Raw genomic sequence first — 16,884 nt, 5'->3', positions numbered from 1 at the left:
GGGGCCGCACGCCGGCCCGGGTGGTCGCCCGGGGCCGGTCGCGCGGCCCCCGCCGGCCAGGGGTCAGGAGGCGGTGCTGCCGGTGTTGCCGGTGCTGTCGCCGCTCTTGCGGCGCAGACCGGCCACGCCCAGCGCGGAACCGATCACACCGACGACGATGCCGACCACACCGAGGGTCCGGGCGGTCGAGTCGTCGGACTTGGCGGCCGCCTGCGTGGTGGCCTGGCCGCCGGCGGCGTCGCCGCCGTGGTGGTCACCGGCGGCGGGGGAGGCGCTCGTGCCCGCGGCGGGCTTGGCCGCCGCGGGGGTGAGGGTCAGCACGGGCGCGGGCTTGGCCGGCTCGGGCTGGCCGTCCTTGGCCTCCTCGATCCAGCGGACGACGTCGCCGTTGTCGTAGGTCTGGAGCGCCTTGAAGGTCAGCTTGTCGGTGTCGGAGGGCAGCGCGCCGAGCGACACCCGGAAGTCCATGAACTGGCCGGGGCCGAGCTTGGTGCCGTCGTTGGCGGTCCAGGTGATCTTCGAGACGGCCTCGGTGATGTCCTGGCCGTGCGACTTGAGCGGCTTGTCGAGCTTGCTCTTCTCCATCGTGGCGGTCCAGCCCGGGACGGGCTCGGTCCGCACGGAGGCCATCGGGTGGTCCATCGGGAGGCTGACCTCCAGCTTCACCGTGGCGGCGCTGTCGTTCTCGTTCGGCACCCGGAAGGCGACGGCGGAGTAGCCGCCCTGCTGGGCGTTGCCCGGCTGCACGGTCACGTGCGCGAACGCGGGCGCCGCCATGGCGACGACGGCGGCGGCCGCGACGGCGGCGATCCCGGCGATCCGGCGGGCAGGAAGGGAACGCATCTGGTTGCTCCTGGGGGAGACGGGCACGTGTACGGGCCGCACCCGGCGGCGGCACACATGGCACTGGGGCTCTGAGGCAGGGACTTGGGCCGCCGTCGCACCACCGGAGACGGGGACGACGGGTCCGGCCACCTGATGCGCGCGCGTCCGTTCATCCGTCCACCCGCGTCCCGAGGGCCCGGACCGATCCGGACCGATCCGGACGGCTCCCGGCCGACCGGGCCGATCACCCCCCCCCGAAGCCCCACCAGGAGCTCCACCGGGGATGCCACCGCCGAGGACCGGCCCACGGCCGGCCGACGCGAGTGCGATCACGGCCTCGACGACGGGTACGGGTCCGGGCAACGCGTGCGAGGACCGGTACGGATACGGGGGCGGGTCCCGTCGGGCCATCCCGACCGGCACCCGCAGGGTGGACGTCAGCGTGCGGACATCAGCGCGCGAAGGCCGTCAGCGGGGGACCCCGCCGGTGCACGCTGTGCCGTAGTGCTGCCGCCCCCGGCAGCCGCCAGTCCTCCGCCGGCCCGGTCGGCCGACGCAGTTCCCGCCCGTCCGCGAGCGGGCCCAACAGCACCGCCGCCAGCAGCGTCAGCGCGCTGCGCAGCGGTATCGCCCACTCCCGTGCGGCGACCGCCGTGACCCGGACCAGCCGCCACAGCGCGGCCTCGCCGCGGCGCAGCCACCAGCCGGCCACCAGGGCCGCGGCCAGGTGTCCGAGCAGCATCGAAGGGCTCATCCCGGCGAACGCGGCGGCGATCCCGGACACGTGCCCGGCGCCGGCGTGCGCGCCGACGGTGTACGCCTGCGGGTCGAGCCCGGCCGCGCTCACCACCTGCTCTGCCGTGCTGCCGGGCGGCAGCGCGCTGGGCCCGTTGCCGGGGCGGTCGTCGCAGATCAGTCGGCCGGCCAGGGCCGGCAGCACGCCGATCCCGGCGGCCTGGCCGCCCGCCGCGCCCGTCCCCGGTGCCCCGGTCATCCCGGTCATGCCCGCCATCGGACCCGCCACCGCGGACGCACCGGCCGCCGCCGTGGCTAGCCCGTGGAACAGCAGGTGCAGGCCGAGCTGGCCGATCCCCAGTGCGCCGGCGATCGCGGCCGCCGACCGTTCCCGGCCGCCGAGCAGCACGGCCGCCGCGGTGACCACCGCGAAGCCGCTCGCCAACGCCGGAAGTCCGACCTCGCCGCCGCCCACCAGGGCGTGCCCGGCCGCGGCGATCAGGGTGCACACCAGCGCGAACGGCACCGCGCGCGCCACCCGCAGGTCCCAGGCAGCGGCCGGCGCCCCGGTGGGGGTCGCGGCGGCTCCTCGGCGCGGGGCGCGGTGGCGGTCGGTCATGGCCGGGCCATCATCTCACCGCCTACCCGGCGCCCCGAGGCAGGGTCACCGGTACCCGGCCGATCCACGGACGGCACCCGGAGTCGGTATGTCATCCCAGCATCCGAATGCGCCGTTCGGCCCCGGCGCGCGCGCCGCTCAATGCGCCGCTCGGCACAGAGTTCCACATCAGTCCATCCACCGGACGGGTGGCGCGGGCCCCGACGGACGGTTCGGTGCCGGATCGGTCGGAGATACCTAGTTGTATGTGGAGCCGCAGCCAGGAGGGACCTCCCGTGGACATCTGGTGGACTCTGCACCTCAAGCGCGACCCGGCGAGCGTGCCGCTGGCCCGGCGCATCCTGCTCGGCGCGATGGACAGCGCCGGCGTCGACCCCCAGATCGCCTACGACCTGGGCGTCGCCCTCACCGAGGCCTGCGCGAACGCGGTCGAGCACGCCATCACCGGCCGCCCGGACGAGGGCTTCCAGGTCACCGCCTCGATCACCGGCGACCGGCTGAGGATCGAGGTGGTCGACTCCGGGCCGGGTCTCCCGCCGATCGCCGCACCCGTGCTGCCGGCCGTCCCCCCGCTGCGCCGCCAGGGCGGTGTCCTCGCACCGGTCCGGCCCGGCGGGCGCCGCCGCTCCCGGCGCGGCCGGGCTTCCCTGCCCGCCCGGATCCTGACCGCCCACCGGCCCCGCCCGGCCGACCGCCCGGCGCCGTACGACACCCACGTCCTGCCGGCCGGCCGCCCGATGGTGGTCCGCACGCCCGACCTCGACGCCCTGCCCGACCTCACCGCCGAGTGCGGGCGCGGCCTGTTCCTCATCCACGCCCTGACCGACCACGTCCAGCTCCGCAACCACCCGCTGCGCGGTGCGATCGTCAGCTTCGACAAGGTCCTCAAGTGGCAGGACGACGCCCTGCTCCGCGCCTCCTGACCGGTGGCCGGCCTGGGTCGGCCTGGGTCGGCCTGGGTCGGCACGGACAGCACGGGGCGGCATGGGCGCCGCCGGGGCCCGGTCCCTGAAGGGCTAGCAGGAGTTGCCCTCCGCCGAAGGCCCTCGCAGCATGGTGATCATGATTCATCAGATGCGTGCCGAGTACGGGCCTGCGGGTGCGGCGTCGGGTGAGGTGAAGACCTGGCACATCGTGCGCGGGGACGACACCGTGGCGATGTGCGGCCGGGCCCTGGACCCGGACGCCGAGACCCGCGACGCCAAGCACTGGGTCGAGCACCCGGACCTGCACTGCCACTCCTGCGGGGCGCTCTTCCTGCGCGAGGCCCCGTACCTGCCGACCGAACACGACGAGTGACCCCGGGCCGAGCGGTCGAGACGGTCCCGCGCCCGTAGCCTGGCGCCATGGAGCCGATGATCCCGCTGCCGGCCGAGGCCGCCGCGCTGCGCGCCGGGGATCCCGCGCTGCCCGAGTACGTCGAGCGGCTGTGCGCCCGGATCGACCGACTCGACCCGGTGGTCCGCGCCTTCGTGCCCGAGCCGGGGCGCCACCACCGGCTGGCCGAGGCGGCCCGCGAACTCCAGGCCCGGACGGACGGGACGGCGCCCCCGGCCCACCGCACGCCCCCGGCGCACCACACATCACCGGCGCCCCCGGCCGCGCCCCCGGCCGGGCGGCCGCCGCTGTACGGCGTGGCGGTCGGGGTGAAGGACGTCATCCAGGTGGCCGGCCTGCCCACCCACGCGGGCTCCGCGTTGCCGCCCGGGGTGCTCGGCGGCCCGCAGGCGTCCCTGGTGACCCGGCTGCTGGCGGCCGGTGCGCTGGTCGCGGGGAAGACGGTGACCGCGGAGTTCGCCGTCCGGGCCCCCGGCCCGACCCGCAACCCGCGCGACCCGGCGCACACCCCTGGTGGTTCCAGCAGCGGTTCGGCGGCCGCCGTCGCGGCGGGCCTGGTGCCACTGGCGGTCGGCACCCAGACCGTCGGATCGGTGATCCGCCCGGCGGCGTACTGCGGGGTGGTGGGCTTCCGCCCCAGCTACGGACGGATCCCGGTGGACGGCGTGATCGCGCACTCGCCGAGCCTGGACACCGTCGGCGTGTTCACCTCCGACCTCGCGGGCGCCCGGCTGGCCGCCACCGTGCTCTGCGACGACTGGCGGCCGGGACCGGCGGAGGCAGCGGCGGGGAGCGCCGTGCCCGCAGGCGGACGGCCGCCGGTCTGCGCGGTACCCGGCGGCGCCTACCTGGAGCGGGCCGAGCCCGCCGCACGCGCCGAGTTCGACCGCACCCTGCGCCTGCTGCGCGAGCACGGGCTGACCATCCGGGCACTCGACCTGCCGGCCGACTTCGACGGACTCGTACAGCACCTGCGGCTGATCAACCGCTACGAGCTGGCCCAGGTGCACGCCGAGCTGTTCGCCCGCTTCGGCGCGCTGTACCGGCCGGAGACCGCGGCCGCGATCCGGCGCGGCCACGAGATCACCGCCGCCGACCACAGTGCCGCGCTGCACGCCCGGGACGGATTCCGGCGCCGGCTGGCGGCGTTCACCGCGGACGAGGGCATCGACCTGTGGCTCACCCCGGCCGCCACCGGCCCCGCCCCGCGCGGCCTGGACAGCACCGGCGACGCCGTGATGTCGCTGCCGTGGAGCTACGCCGGCGCGCCCGCCGTGACGCTGCCCGCCGGCCGGTTGGGAAGGCTCCCGCTCGGCCTGCAGTGCGTGGGGGCCGTCGGGGCCGACGAGGAGCTGCTGGCCTGCGCCGCCCATGTCGAGCAGGCCCTGGCCGGGGCGGGGAAGTCCGGCTAGGAACCGGCCGGGAACCGGAGGACGTCCACCGCACCCCGGGTACGACAGCAGGGGCGGGCCGTTCCCGGCCCGCCCCTGCCCGACCGCCGTGACCGGCCGTCAGCCGCCGCTCTTGCGACGGAAGGTGCGCTTCCCACCCGCGGCGCTGTGCGCCCCGTGGATCTTGGACTCGCCGCCGGGGCCGCCGGCCGTGCCGCCCGCCGGACCACCGTGCTTGCGCTCCAGGGCGGCGAGGAACTTCGCCTTCACGTCGTCCTGGGCCGCGGGGGCGGCCTCGGGCTCCGGCTGCTGCCCGGGTTCGGCTGTTTCGCTGCTCATTCGGGGGACCTCCTGGACGGGAGCTGGTGTGCAGGGCACACACTGTCACGTCCCGCTGCCATCCCGCTGACAAAAGGTACGCCGCGGGTCGTCAGTGCTGCTCGTCGGGGAAGTGCGGCCCGCCGATCAGGTACAGGAGCGCCATCGTGGGGAAGACGAACGAGGCGATCACCAGGACGAAGAACTGCCAGACCATCGCATGCTCCAGACTCCCGGAGGCGGACCCGCAGGACACGCGGGACCCTCGGCGTGAGGGGCCGACCATCCGACGGTATGTCCCGGTCCGGGCGGCTGCCACCGGGGCCCGGGGCGCCCCGTCGAGGGATCAAGGACCGGAGTCTGTCCCCCGTCCGCCCGGCGCCGCCACACTGGCGGGATGCAGGTACAGCTGGCGGGCGAGCCCGCAAGACCGGACCGGGTGAGTGAGGACTTCACCGCCGCCACGCCCGAGGCCCTGGTGCTGCTCGACGGGTCCGGCTCCCCCGAGGGGCTGGAGTCCGGCTGCGGCCACGGCGTCGCCTGGTACGTCCGCCGCCTCGGGGTGCACCTGCTCACCCGGATGACCGACCGCGCGGACCGGTCCGCCGCCGAGTGCCTGGCCGACGCCATCGCGGAGACGGCCGCCCTGCACGGCGGCCGGTGCGACCTCGCGCACCCCAACACCCCGGCGGCGATGGTGGTGGCCGCCCGCCTGCACGGCAACTCGCTGGAGTACCTGGTGCTCGGCGACTCGCTGCTGGTGCTGCAGCTGGTGGACGGCCCGCCGCGGGTGATCGGCGACAACCAGCGCTTCCCCGCCGGGGAGGAGCTGCGCCGCGAGGTCCTCGCGGCGGCGCCCGGTTCGGCGGAGCGCGCGGCGCTGCGGATGCAGTACGCCCTGGCGGTCCGCGCGGCCCGCAACACCGGGCACGGGCCGTGGATCGCCGCGGCCGCGCCGAAGGCGGCCGGGTACGCCGAGAGCGGGTTCGTCCGGCTGTCGGCGCTGTCCGCGCTGGCGGCGTTCAGTGACGGCGCCGCGCGCTACGGCGGCCTGTTCCGGCTGGGGAGCTGGGGCGACGCGCTGGCGCTGCTGGCGGCGTCCGGTCCGGCCGAGCTGATCGCCCGGGTCCGGGCGGTGGAACGCTCGGACGGGCGCTGCGCCCGCTGGCCGAGGGCTTCGGCCCACGACGACGCCTCGGCCCTGTACGCCAGGTTCTGACTCCCCGGACACCGCCGAGCGGCGGGGCCGGCCCCGGGGGAAGGGCGGCCCCGCCGCTGATCGGGGGGTGGGTCGGATCGGAGGGGGCGGGTGCGGCGCGGTCAGTCGATCGGGTGACCGAAGGACCCGGACTGGAAGTCCTCCATCGCCTGCTGGAGCTCGCGGTGGCTGTTCATCACGAACGGCCCGTACCAGGCGACCGGCTCCTTGATCGGCTGCCCGCCGAGGACGATCACGTCCAGCGCGGGGTGCCGGGAGTCCTGCTTGGCGTCGGCGGAGACGGTGATGGTGTCGCCCTCGCCGAAGACCGCGGCCTGGCCGGTGTGCACCGGACGGCCCTCGGCGCCGACCTTGCCGTTGCCGTTCAGGACGTAGACCAGGGCGTTGAAGTCGGGCCGCCAGGGGATGGTGGCCTGCGCGCCCGGGGTGATGGTGGCGTGCATCAGGGTGATCGGGGTGTGGGTCGAGCCGGGGCCGCGGTGGCCGTCGAGGTCACCGGCGATCAGCCGGAGCACCGAGCCGCCGTCCGGGGTGGTCAGCAGCTTGACGTGGCCGCCGTGGATGTCCTGGTAGCGGGGGCCGGTCATCTTGTCGCTGGCCGGGAGGTTGACCCAGAGCTGGATGCCGTGGAACAGGCCGCCGGACAGCACCAGCGACTCGGGCGGCGTCTCGATGTGCAGGATGCCGGAGCCGGCCGTCATCCACTGGGTGTCACCGCCCCCGAGGTGGCCGCCGCCGCCGTGCGAGTCCTTGTGCACGAACTCGCCGTCGATCAGGTACGTCACGGTCTCGAAGCCGCGGTGCGGGTGCCACGGGGTGCCCTTGGGCTCGCCCGCGGCGTACTCCACCTCGCCCATCTGGTCCATCATGATGAACGGGTCGAGGTACTTCTGGTTGACCTTGGCGAAGGCCCGGCGGACCGGGAAGCCCTCGCCCTCGAAGCCCTCGGGAGCGGTGACCACCGTCAGGACCGGCCGGGGCACCGTGAGGGTCGGGTCGGGGGTGGCGACGCGCGGGAGGGTCAGCGGGTTGTCGACGGTCACGGCGGGCATGTCGGCCTCCTTCGGGGGTTCTGTGGCCTACATCCAGCAGGTTAGTTCAATTCTCAACCAAAGGCAAGTTGAAACTTAAACCATTACTCCGTGCCGACCGTCCGGCCGCCCCTCGGCGGTCGGTCAGCCGTACATCCGGTGCATGGTGAACTCGACCATCTGCTCCACCGCCTTGGCGTCGAACACCATCCGGTGCTCGCCCTCCATGTCCAGGGCGAAGCCGTACCCGGTCGGCAGCAGGTCCAGCACCTCGGCGCCGCTGACGCTGAAGTGCTTGGACTCCTTGCCGGCGTAGCGGCGCAGCTCCTTGACCGAGCTGAACATCGGGATCACCGGGGTCGGCGTGTTGTGCAGGGCGAGGAAGCCCGGCCGGTCGCCGCGCGGGCAGAAAACCTTGGAGGTGATGAAGATGGCCTGGAAGTCCTCCACCGGCATCGAGCCGGTGGTGAAGGCCCGGACGGCGTCGGCCAGGGATGGCGGCGACGGTTCGGGGTACAGGGACTGCTGGGGTACACCCTGCTGCGGCTCGCCGTACGGGGCGCCCCCGGGCATGCCGTTCATCCCCTGCTGCATGGCCTGCTGGTAGGGGTCTCCCTGGTACGCGGTCTGCTCATAGCCGTACACACGGACAGGCTATCGGGCCCGGGGGCACTGTGCGGCGGCTGATCCGGACAACTCGGATGGGCTCCGGGTTGTGGGACGTGACCACGTTCATAGCCGGGTTTCCGGTCCCAGGGCTTGAACAAGTTACCAACGGGTAGCATCATGGTGCCTACTGGTGGGTAAGTGGGGCGCTCGTAGCGGCGGACCCCCGGAGCGACGAACCGGAGATAACGGTCATGGGTCACTACAAGTCCAACCTGCGGGACGTGGAGTTCAACCTCTTCGAGGTGTTCGGCCGCGAGCAGGTGTACGGCACCGGTCCCTTCGCGGACATGGACGTCGAGACCGCGAAGAACATCCTCAGCGAGATCTCGCGCCTCGCCGAGAACGACCTCGCCGCGTCCTTCGTCGACGCCGACCGCAACCCGCCGGTGTTCGACCCGGAGACCAGCACCGCCCCGGTGCCGGCCTCCTTCAGGAAGAGCTACCAGACCTTCATGGACGCCGAGTGGTGGCGCCTGGGCATCCCGGAGGCCATCGGCGGCCAGGTCACCCCGTCCTCCCTGGTCTGGGCCTTCGCCGAGCAGATCCTCGGCGCCAACCCGGCGATCTGGATGTACTCCTCCGGCCCGGCCTTCGCCGGCGTCGTGAGCGACGAGGGCACCGAGGAGCAGCAGCAGGTCGCCCTGCGCATGGTCGAGCGCCAGTGGGGCGCCACCATGGTGCTGACCGAGCCGGACGCCGGCTCCGACGTGGGCGCCGGCCGCACCAAGGCGGTCAAGCAGGAGGACGGCTCCTGGCACATCGAGGGCGTCAAGCGCTTCATCACCTCGGGCGAGCACGACATGTCCGAGAACATCATCCACCTGGTGCTGGCCCGCCCCGAGGGCGGCAAGCTCGGCACCAAGGGCCTCGGCCTGTACATCGTGCCGAAGTTCGACTTCGACTGGGCGACCGGCGAGCTCGGCGAGCGCAACGGCGTCTACGCCACCAACGTCGAGCACAAGATGGGCCTCAAGGCCTCCAACACCTGCGAGCTGACCTTCGGCGCCAAGCACCCGGCCAAGGGCTGGCTGCTCGGCGAGACCGTCGACGGCATCCGCCAGATGTTCAAGATCATCGAGTTTGCCCGGATGATGGTCGGCACGAAGGCCATCGCCACCCTCTCCACCGGCTACCTGAACGCGCTCGAGTACGCCAAGGAGCGCGTGCAGGGCGCCGACATCTCCAACTTCCTGGACAAGGCCGCCCCCCGGGTCACCATCACCAACCACCCGGACGTCCGCCGCTCGCTGCTGACCCAGAAGGCCTACGCCGAGGGCATGCGCGCGCTGGTCCTGTTCACCGCCTCCACCCAGGACGACGTGCTCGCCGCCCGCCTGCGCGGCGAGAGTGACGAGGCCGCCGAGCGCCTGAACGACCTGCTGCTGCCGATCGTCAAGGGCTACGGCTCGGAGAAGTCCTACGAGCAGCTCGCCCAGTCCCTGCAGACCTTCGGTGGCTCCGGCTACCTGCAGGAGTACCCGATCGAGCAGTACATCCGGGACGCCAAGATCGACACCCTCTACGAGGGCACCACCGCCATCCAGGGCCTGGACTTCTTCTTCCGGAAGATCGTCAAGGACGGCGGCCAGGCGCTGACCGCCGTCTCCGAGCAGATCCAGAAGTTCCTCGGCGCGGCCGAGGGCGGCGACGCCCTGGCCACCGAGCGCGAGCTGCTCGCCAAGGCCGCCGGTGACCTGGAGGCGATCGTCGGCAAGATGCTGGCCGACCTCTCCTCGGTCGAGCAGGACGTCAAGAACATGTACAAGGTGGGCCTCAACGCCACCCGCCTGCTGATGGTCTCCGGCGACGTGGTGGTCGGCTGGCTGCTGCTGCGTCAGGCCACCGTGGCCCTGGCCAAGCTGGAGGCGGGCGCCTCGGAGAAGGACGTCGCGTTCTACCAGGGCAAGGTCGCCGCGGCCCGCTTCTTCGCCCGCAACGTGCTGCCCGCCGTCGCCCCGCAGCGCCTGATCGCCGAGGGCGTCGACAACGAGATCATGGAGCTCGCGGAGGAGGCCTTCTAGGCCCCGCTGCCACGACCGCCTGACCCACCCTCACACCGCGGGGCCCGGTACACCACCGGGCCCCGCGGTGTTCCGTCCACCCGCCGCCCGGGCTTCCGGCACGGCGGCGGACGGCGACGCAGGGCCGTTCCGGGCGGTCCGGTGTAGCAGCTGGGCACCAATGCTCACCGTTGTGTCACCGTTCTTGAGTTCACGGTGTCATGTCCGTGTACGGGCATATGCTCAGGTGCGGAGCCGGTCCCCCATCCGGCGTCCGAACTCCCTCAACTCAGGAGCAACATGTCGACCGCTGCCCGCCCGGCCTACTTCGACCGGACGCACACCGACGACCTGATCGCCTACCTCGGTACCTCGCCGTCGCCCTTCCACGCGGTGGCGAGTGCCGCGGAGCGACTGGAGAAGGCCGGCTTCCGCCGGATCTCCGAGACCGACGCCTGGGACGCGGCGACCGGCGGCCGGTACGTGATCCGCGGAGGCGCGCTGATCGCCTGGTACGTCCCCGAGGGAGCCGGACCCGAGACGCCGTTCCGGATCGTCGGCTCGCACACCGACTCGCCCAACCTGCGCGTCAAGCCGGTGCCGGACACCGGCACGGCCGGCTGGCGGCAGGTCGCCGTGGAGATCTACGGCGGCGTCCCGCTCAACACCTGGCTCGACCGCGACCTCGGCCTCTCCGGCCGGCTCGCGCTGCGCGACGGCTCGGTCCGGCTGGTCCAGATCGACGAGCCGCTGCTGCGCGTCCCGCAGCTCGCCATCCACCTCGACCGCCAGGTCAACGACGGCCTCAAGCTCGACAAGCAGCGTCACCTCACGCCGATCTGGGGAATCGGCGACGTCACCGAGGGCCTGCTGATCGAGTTCGTCGCCGACCGGGCCGGGGTGGCCGCCGCCGACGTGGCCGGCTGGGACCTGATGACCCACGACGTGCAGCCGCCCTCCTACCTCGGCCGCAACCGCGAGATGCTGGCCGGCCCCCGCCTGGACAACCTGCTCTCGGTGCACGCCTCCACGGCCGCGCTGGCCGCCGTCGCCACCGCGGGCGCCCCGCTGCCGTACATCCCGGTGATCGCCGCCTTCGACCACGAGGAGACCGGCAGCGAGTCCGACACCGGCGCCCAGGGCCCGCTGCTCGGCAACGTCCTGGAGCGCAGCGTGCACGCCCGCGGCGGTTCCCCCGAGGACCGCGCCCGGGCCATGGCCGGCACCGTCTGCCTCTCCTCGGACATGGGCCACGCCGTGCACCCGAACTACAGCGAGCGGCACGAGCCCGGCCACCACCCGATGCCCAACGGCGGCCCGATCCTCAAGGTCAACGTCAACAACCGCTACGCCACCGACGCCATCGGCCGGGCCGTGTTCGCCGCCGCCTGCGAGAAGGCCGGCGTGCCGTGGCAGACCTTCGTCTCCAACAACGCGATGCCCTGCGGCACCACGATCGGCCCGATCACCGCCGCCCGGCTCGGCATCACCACGGTGGACTGCGGCATCGCCGCGCTGTCCATGCACTCGGCCCGTGAACTGTGCGGCGCCGACGACCCGTTCCTGCTGGCCGCCGCCCTCAAGGCGTTCCTGGAGGGCTGAGCCCGGCCGGTGGCCGACGGACCGTCGGGGCCCGGCCGGGCCCCGACGGACGGTGCGTCACTCCATGCCCGCCAGCACCAGCGGCAGCCGCTCGGCGCCGCCCGGCGTCAGCTTCACCGGCACACCCCAGTCCTGCTGGTGCACATGGCAGGCCGGGTACTCGATCTCCGGGTCGTCGTCGCAGGACGCCGCCATCGCCGAGACGTGCAGCACCCCCTCGGTGACCGTCTCCGAGAGCACCAGCTCCCGGCTGAGCGCCGAGTCCGCGCCCGCGCCCGCGACCAGCAGCTCCGGCGGGGTGGAACTGACCAGCAGCCGGGTGGAGGGGCCGTAGCGCTCGTCCAGCTTCTGGCCGCTCGGCGCGGAGAACACCACGTCCAGCAGCAGCCGGCCCGGCGCCACCTCGGTGGCCGCCCGCTGGGTGCGGTGCGCGACCGACTCGACCCGGACGGCCTCCTCGGGCAGCCGCAGCCTGGTCAACCGGTGCCGCGCGGACTCGACCACCACGATGTCACCGTCCACCACCACCGCGCCCGAGGGCTCCCGCAGGTCGGTGGCGAGGGTGGTGACCTCGCCGGTGCCGGGCTCGTAGCGGCGCAGCGCGTGGTTGTAGGTGTCCGCGATCGCCACCGAGCCGTCGGGGAGGACGGTCACGCCCAGCGGGTGCTGCAGCAGTGCCTGGCCGGCGTCGCCGTCGCGGTGGCCGAAGTCGAACAGGCCGGTGCCGACCGCGGTGTGGACGGTGAGTGTTTCACGTGAAACCCAGCGCACCGCCGAGGTCTCCGAGTCCGCCACCCAGAGCCGCTCGCCGTCCGCGGACACCGCGAGACCCGACGGCTGCGCGAACCACGCCTCGTCGGCGGGGCCGTCGACCAGGCCCTCGTTGGTGGTCCCCGCCGTCACCCCGACCGTGCCCGCGGCCGGGTCGAACGCCCAGAGCTGGTGCACGCCCGCCATCGCGATCCACACCCGGCCGTCGAAGAAGGCCACGTCCCACGGCGAGGACAGGTCGACCTCGCGTGCCGGGCCCGCGGTGGCGGAACCCTGCCACCACTGCTTCCCGGTGCCGGCCAGGGTGGTCACCGAGCCGTCGGACAGCCGCACGCCGCGCAGCGCGTGGTTGACGGTGTCCGCCACCACCACGTCGTAGCCGAGGCCGAGGCCGGCCGGGACCAGCGCGAGGCCCTGCGGCTCGCTGAACCGCGGCGCCGTCCCGTCCAACAGCCCGCGCTCGCCGTCGCCGATCCGGCGCACCACGCTCTCGCCGTCCTCGGCCAGCTCCACCAGCGAGTGGTGGCCCGAGTCGGCGACCAGGTAGTGGCCGTCGGGCAGCCGGACCGCCTTGCCGGGGAAGCTCAGGTCGCCCGCCTGCGGCTCGGCCGGCACGTACGGGGAGTCGCCGCGCCGCAGGGTGCCCTTGGCCGCGTGCTCCTCCTCCAGCTCCTCCACCAGCCGGGCGATCGCGTGCGCGTGCCCCTCGCCGGCGTGCTGCGCGACCACGTAGCCCTCGGGGTCGATCACCACCAGGGTCGGCCAGGCGCGCACCGCGTACTGCTTCCAGGTGGCCAGCTCCGGGTCGTCCAGCACCGGGTGGTGCACCTCGTAGCGGGCGGTGGCGTCGACCACGGCCTGGTGGTCCGCCTCGTGGACGAACTTGGGGGAGTGCACGCCGACGATCACCACGGTGTCGCGGTGCTTCTCCTCCAGCTCCCGGAGTTCGTCCAGGACGTGGAGGCAGTTGATGCAGCAGAAGGTCCAGAAGTCCAGGATTGTGATCTTGCCGCGGAAGTCCGCCAGCGACAGGTCCTTGCCACCGGTGTTGAGCCATCCGCCCTTGCCCACCAGCTGGGGGGCGCGTACGCGTGCACGAGAAGCCATGTCCTCATCCAACCCCATCGGGCTGCGGAAGCATTCCGGCCTCGTCGCCCGGGCCTGCCGGACGGTGGGGCGGGTGCGGGTCTACGCTGGCGGCGGCCGCGGGTGGTGCTGCGCGGCCGTCACGGTGTTCGAGGCGACGACAGGCGGGTTGCGGCATGAAGTACGTGGTCAGGGAACGGCTGTTCGCGGTGGGCGACGACTACTGGATCGAGAGTGAGGACGGCGAGAAGGCCTTCCTGGTGGACGGCAAGTTGCTGCGGCTGCGGGACACCTTCGAGCTGAAGGACGCGGCCGGGCAGGTGGTGGCCGTGATCAAGGAGAAGGTGCTCACGGTCCGGGACGCGATGAAGATCGAGAACGCCGACGGGGACGTGGTCGCGACCGTCCGCAAGAAGCTGTTCACGCCGTTCCGCGACAAGTACCACGTGGAGTTCGAGGACGGCCGGGAGTGGGAGATCCACGGCGACCTGCTCGACAAGGACTTCCGGATCGAGCAGGACGGCGACGAGATCGCCGAGGTCTCCCGCAAGTGGTTCACCATCCGGGACGCGTACGGCGTCAAGGTCGCGGACGGGATCGCGGGGGCCGACGCCGGGCTGGTCCTGGCGGTGGCGGTCTGCGTCGACCAGCTGGTGTCGCACAACGACTGAGCGGGCCGCGGGAACGGCCACTCGGCCGGTCCGGGGCTGGGGCGATGGGATATGTTTTGCCGATCCTTGACGCGAGGGGGACCCCGGCATGAACGACATCGTCAACGGCCTCGGACACGCCGCCGTGTTCGGCCTGGTCGGCATAGCCCTGCTGCTGCTCGGCGTCGGCCTGGTCGACCTGCTGACCCCGGGCAGGCTCGGTCACCAGATCTGGCAGGAGCGCAACCGCAACGCCGCCCTGGTGCTCAGCTCCGCCCTGCTCGGGATCGGCGGCATCGTCTTCACCGCGATCCTCTACACCTACGACGAGTTCGCGAAGGGCCTGGCCTCCACCGCGCTGTTCGGGCTGCTCGGCCTGGTGCTGATGGCGGTCGCGTTCTGGCTGGTCGACCTGCTCACTCCGGGCAGGCTCGGCGCGATCCTGGTCGACCCCGAGCCGCACCCCGCGGTGTGGGTCACCGCCGCGTGCAACATCTCGGTCGCCGCGATCGTGGCCGCCGCCATCGCCTGAGGCCGCGCCGCCCGTCGCCCGCCGGCCGTCGCCCGCCGGCCGTCGCCCGCCGGCCACCGGCCTGCCGGTCCTCAGCCCGCCGCCAGCCGCTCGCTCAGCCGGGCACTGGCGGCGGGCCACTCGTCCTTCAGCATCGAGAACCACACGCTGTCCCGCCAGCTGCCGTCCGGCCGCCGCTTCGCCCGCCGGAACGTGCCCTCGTAGCTGGCCCCGAGCCGCCGGATCGCGTTCTGCGAGCGCTCGTTGAGGTGGTCGGTCTTCCAGCACACCCGGCCCATGCCGAGCTCCCCGAAGGCGTGCTCCAGCAGCAGCAGCTTCGCCTCCGTGTTGACCTCGGTGCGCCAGGCCGAGCGGCCGTACCAGGTGCCGCCGATCTCCAGCAGCTCGTCCTCGGCGCTGAAGTCGAAGTAGCAGGTCACCCCGACCGCGCGGCCGGTGGCGAGCCGGATCACCGCGAACGGCAGGCAGCGCTCGTCCGCGATCCGGGCGTCGTTGGTCTCGCGCAGCTCCTGCTCGGTGCGGGGCACGGGGACCGGGATCCAGCGCCAGACCTCCTCGTCCCCGCCGGCCGCCTCGAACAGGTCGGGGACGTGGGCGCGGGTCAGCGGCTCCAGGCGGACGTGGCGGCCGGTGAGGGTGACGGGGACGGGAAGCTTCGCGGTCATGGGGCAGAAACTAACCCCAGTTTGAACTAGATGCAAGAGATATCTGCACTAGTGCAATTGCGTGGAGGGAGCGAAAAGGCCCCGCACCGAGGTGCGGGGCCCAGTCGTGGCCGGCCGGATGAAGGACCGGATGAAGGATCAGATGAAGGAGTTGATCTGGATCGTCTCGGTCCGGCCCGGGCCGACGCCGATCGCGGAGATCGGGGCGCCCGACATCTCCTCCAGCGCCTTCACGTAGGCCTGCGCGTTCTTCGGCAGGTCGGCGAAGGTCTGGGCCTTGCTGATGTCCTCGGTCCAGCCCGGCAGCGTCTCGTAGATCGGCTTGGCGTGGTGGAAGTCGGACTGGTTGTACGGGAGTTCCTCGACGCGCTTGCCGTCGATCTCGTACGCGACGCAGACCGGGATCTGCTCCCAGCCGGTCAGCACGTCCAGCTTGGTGAGGAAGAAGTCGGTCAGGCCGTTGACCCGGGTCGCGTAGCGGGCGATCACCGCGTCGAACCAGCCGCAGCGGCGGTCACGGCCGGTGGTGACACCGCGCTCGCCGCCGATCCGGCGCAGCGCGTCGCCGTCCTCGTCCAGCAGCTCGGTCGGGAACGGGCCCGAGCCGACCCGGGTGGTGTACGCCTTGAGGATGCCGATGACCCGGTCGATCTTGGTCGGGCCGATGCCCGCACCGGTGCAGGCGCCGCCCGCGGTCGGGTTCGACGAGGTCACGAAGGGGTACGTGCCGTGGTCGACGTCGAGCAGGGTGCCCTGGCCGCCCTCCAGCAGGACGACCTTGTTCGCCTTCAGCGCCTCGTCCAGGACGAGGGTGGTGTCGGCGAGGAAGGGCCGGATCTTGTCGGCGTAGCCGAGGTACTCCTCCACCACCAGCTCGGCCGGGATGGCGCGGCGGTTGTAGAGCTTGACCAGCAGCTGGTTCTTGTCGTGCAGCGCCGCTTCGACCTTCTGGCGCAGGATCGACTCGTCGAAGAGGTCCTGGACCCGGATGCCGACGCGGTTGATCTTGTCCGCGTAGGTCGGGCCGATGCCGCGGCCGGTGGTGCCGATCCGGCGCTTGCCGAGGAAGCGCTCGGTGACCTTGTCCAGGGTGCGGTGGTACGGGGTGATCAGGTGGGCGTTGCCCGAGATCAGCAGCTTCGAGGTGTCGATGCCGCGCTCGTTCAGGCCGCTCAGCTCGGAGAGCAGCACACCCGGGTCGATGACCACGCCGTTGCCGATGACCGGGACCACGTTCGAGCTGAGGATGCCGGAAGGCAGCAGGTGCAGTGCATACTTCTGGTCGCCGATGACCACCGTGTGGCCGGCGTTGTTGCCGCCCTGGTAACGGACGACGTAGTCGACGGAGCCACCGAGGAGGTCGGTCGCCTTCCCCTTGCCCTCGTCCCCCCACTGGGCGCCAACGAGCACGAGTGCCGGCACAGGCGTACACC

16 protein-coding genes are annotated in these 16,884 nt (G+C 72.8%); 8 read left to right on the top strand and 8 right to left on the bottom strand.

Annotated elements, in window-relative coordinates; all coding sequences use genetic code 11:
- Nucleotides 1–63: 63 nt before the first annotated feature.
- Nucleotides 64–843, bottom strand: coding sequence for a YcnI family protein (locus AA75_RS30970; RefSeq protein WP_033823620.1), 780 nt, complete (start codon nt 841–843; stop codon nt 64–66).
- A 433-nt stretch (nt 844–1,276) separates the two neighbouring features.
- A complete protein-coding gene (locus AA75_RS30965) occupies nt 1,277–2,179 on the bottom strand; it encodes a hypothetical protein (protein ID WP_051813817.1) in 903 nt (300 codons plus the stop codon).
- A 275-nt stretch (nt 2,180–2,454) separates the two neighbouring features.
- On the opposite strand from AA75_RS30965, the gene AA75_RS30960 reads away from it, so the two are divergent.
- From AA75_RS30960 to AA75_RS30950, 3 genes are all read left to right on the top strand, one after another.
- A complete protein-coding gene (locus AA75_RS30960) occupies nt 2,455–3,102 on the top strand; it encodes an ATP-binding protein (protein WP_033823619.1) in 648 nt (215 codons plus the stop codon).
- 139 nt (nt 3,103–3,241) lie between these two features.
- Nucleotides 3,242–3,478, top strand: a complete 237-nt coding sequence (locus AA75_RS30955; protein ID WP_033823650.1) for a hypothetical protein — start codon at nt 3,242–3,244, stop codon at nt 3,476–3,478.
- 47 nt (nt 3,479–3,525) lie between these two features.
- Nucleotides 3,526–4,929: an amidase gene (locus AA75_RS30950; protein WP_033823618.1), complete on the top strand. Its 1,404-nt coding sequence runs from the start codon at nt 3,526–3,528 to the stop codon at nt 4,927–4,929.
- A 99-nt stretch (nt 4,930–5,028) separates the two neighbouring features.
- On the opposite strand, the gene AA75_RS30945 is transcribed toward AA75_RS30950, so the two are convergent.
- Nucleotides 5,029–5,247 carry a DUF5302 domain-containing protein gene (locus tag AA75_RS30945; protein WP_033823617.1) on the bottom strand — a complete coding sequence of 73 codons (219 nt, stop codon included), beginning with the start codon at nt 5,245–5,247 and terminating at the stop codon, nt 5,029–5,031.
- 376 nt (nt 5,248–5,623) lie between these two features.
- Here AA75_RS30945 and AA75_RS30940 point away from each other — a divergent pair, with 376 nt between their 5' ends.
- Nucleotides 5,624–6,445: a protein phosphatase 2C domain-containing protein gene (locus tag AA75_RS30940; RefSeq protein WP_033823616.1), complete on the top strand. Its 822-nt coding sequence runs from the start codon at nt 5,624–5,626 to the stop codon at nt 6,443–6,445.
- A 101-nt stretch (nt 6,446–6,546) separates the two neighbouring features.
- Here the strand turns inward: AA75_RS30940 and AA75_RS30935 are convergent, their stop codons facing one another.
- Both AA75_RS30935 and AA75_RS30930 read right to left on the bottom strand, forming a co-directional pair.
- Entirely contained in the window at nt 6,547–7,497 is a 951-nt protein-coding gene (locus AA75_RS30935; protein ID WP_033823615.1) for a pirin family protein, read from the bottom strand.
- Between the two features lie 123 nt (nt 7,498–7,620).
- The gene (locus tag AA75_RS30930; protein ID WP_233289271.1) at nt 7,621–8,049 is read right to left on the bottom strand and encodes an SseB family protein; all 429 of its coding nucleotides are present in this window, start codon (nt 8,047–8,049) and stop codon (nt 7,621–7,623) included.
- Nucleotides 8,050–8,336: 287 nt separating this feature from the next.
- On the opposite strand from AA75_RS30930, the gene AA75_RS30925 reads away from it, so the two are divergent.
- Both AA75_RS30925 and AA75_RS30920 read left to right on the top strand, forming a co-directional pair.
- Nucleotides 8,337–10,166 carry an acyl-CoA dehydrogenase gene (locus AA75_RS30925; protein WP_033823613.1) on the top strand — a complete coding sequence of 610 codons (1,830 nt, stop codon included), beginning with the start codon at nt 8,337–8,339 and terminating at the stop codon, nt 10,164–10,166.
- Between the two features lie 279 nt (nt 10,167–10,445).
- The gene (locus tag AA75_RS30920) at nt 10,446–11,747 is read left to right on the top strand and encodes a M18 family aminopeptidase (protein WP_033823612.1); all 1,302 of its coding nucleotides are present in this window, start codon (nt 10,446–10,448) and stop codon (nt 11,745–11,747) included.
- Nucleotides 11,748–11,804: 57 nt separating this feature from the next.
- Here AA75_RS30920 and AA75_RS30915 read toward each other — a convergent pair whose 3' ends face one another.
- Complete coding sequence (locus AA75_RS30915; RefSeq protein WP_051813812.1) at nt 11,805–13,625, bottom strand: NHL domain-containing thioredoxin family protein; 1,821 nt, start codon at nt 13,623–13,625, stop codon at nt 11,805–11,807.
- A gap of 155 nt (nt 13,626–13,780) precedes the next feature.
- On the opposite strand from AA75_RS30915, the gene AA75_RS30910 reads away from it, so the two are divergent.
- Nucleotides 13,781–14,275: an LURP-one-related/scramblase family protein gene (locus AA75_RS30910; protein WP_033823610.1), complete on the top strand. Its 495-nt coding sequence runs from the start codon at nt 13,781–13,783 to the stop codon at nt 14,273–14,275.
- An 88-nt stretch (nt 14,276–14,363) separates the two neighbouring features.
- On the top strand, nt 14,364–14,786 hold the full coding sequence (locus AA75_RS30905; RefSeq protein WP_033823609.1) for a DUF350 domain-containing protein: 423 nt from the start codon (nt 14,364–14,366) through the stop codon (nt 14,784–14,786).
- A gap of 71 nt (nt 14,787–14,857) precedes the next feature.
- Here AA75_RS30905 and AA75_RS30900 read toward each other — a convergent pair whose 3' ends face one another.
- Together AA75_RS30900 and AA75_RS30895 are read right to left on the bottom strand one after the other, a co-directional pair.
- A complete protein-coding gene (locus AA75_RS30900) occupies nt 14,858–15,451 on the bottom strand; it encodes a GNAT family N-acetyltransferase (RefSeq protein ID WP_033823608.1) in 594 nt (197 codons plus the stop codon).
- A 138-nt stretch (nt 15,452–15,589) separates the two neighbouring features.
- On the bottom strand, nt 15,590–16,873 hold the full coding sequence (locus AA75_RS30895; RefSeq protein WP_033823607.1) for an adenylosuccinate synthase: 1,284 nt from the start codon (nt 16,871–16,873) through the stop codon (nt 15,590–15,592).
- Nucleotides 16,874–16,884: the final 11 nt, after the last annotated feature.

This window comes from Kitasatospora sp. MBT63, assembly GCF_000710465.2.
Classification (GTDB): domain Bacteria; phylum Actinomycetota; class Actinomycetes; order Streptomycetales; family Streptomycetaceae; genus Kitasatospora.
Note: the sequence above shows the minus strand (reverse complement) of the source record. Positions and strands in the feature narration are given on the sequence as shown.

Bases quoted from the DNA above. Each gene is read 5' to 3' on its own strand.
- AA75_RS30970 (WP_033823620.1), bottom strand. From the start codon at position 843: ATGCGTTCCCTTCCTGCCCGCCGGATCGCCGGGATCGCCGCCGTCGCG.
- AA75_RS30965 (WP_051813817.1), bottom strand. From the start codon at position 2,179: ATGACCGACCGCCACCGCGCCCCGCGCCGAGGAGCCGCCGCGACCCCC.
- AA75_RS30955 (WP_033823650.1), top strand. From the start codon at position 3,242: ATGATTCATCAGATGCGTGCCGAGTACGGGCCTGCGGGTGCGGCGTCG.
- AA75_RS30950 (WP_033823618.1), top strand. From the start codon at position 3,526: ATGGAGCCGATGATCCCGCTGCCGGCCGAGGCCGCCGCGCTGCGCGCC.
- AA75_RS30945 (WP_033823617.1), bottom strand. From the start codon at position 5,247: ATGAGCAGCGAAACAGCCGAACCCGGGCAGCAGCCGGAGCCCGAGGCC.
- AA75_RS30940 (WP_033823616.1), top strand. From the start codon at position 5,624: ATGCAGGTACAGCTGGCGGGCGAGCCCGCAAGACCGGACCGGGTGAGT.
- AA75_RS30935 (WP_033823615.1), bottom strand. From the start codon at position 7,497: ATGCCCGCCGTGACCGTCGACAACCCGCTGACCCTCCCGCGCGTCGCC.
- AA75_RS30930 (WP_233289271.1), bottom strand. From the start codon at position 8,049: ATGCCCGGGGGCGCCCCGTACGGCGAGCCGCAGCAGGGTGTACCCCAG.
- AA75_RS30925 (WP_033823613.1), top strand. From the start codon at position 8,337: ATGGGTCACTACAAGTCCAACCTGCGGGACGTGGAGTTCAACCTCTTC.
- AA75_RS30920 (WP_033823612.1), top strand. From the start codon at position 10,446: ATGTCGACCGCTGCCCGCCCGGCCTACTTCGACCGGACGCACACCGAC.
- AA75_RS30915 (WP_051813812.1), bottom strand. From the start codon at position 13,625: ATGGCTTCTCGTGCACGCGTACGCGCCCCCCAGCTGGTGGGCAAGGGC.
- AA75_RS30910 (WP_033823610.1), top strand. From the start codon at position 13,781: ATGAAGTACGTGGTCAGGGAACGGCTGTTCGCGGTGGGCGACGACTAC.
- AA75_RS30905 (WP_033823609.1), top strand. From the start codon at position 14,364: ATGAACGACATCGTCAACGGCCTCGGACACGCCGCCGTGTTCGGCCTG.
- AA75_RS30900 (WP_033823608.1), bottom strand. From the start codon at position 15,451: ATGACCGCGAAGCTTCCCGTCCCCGTCACCCTCACCGGCCGCCACGTC.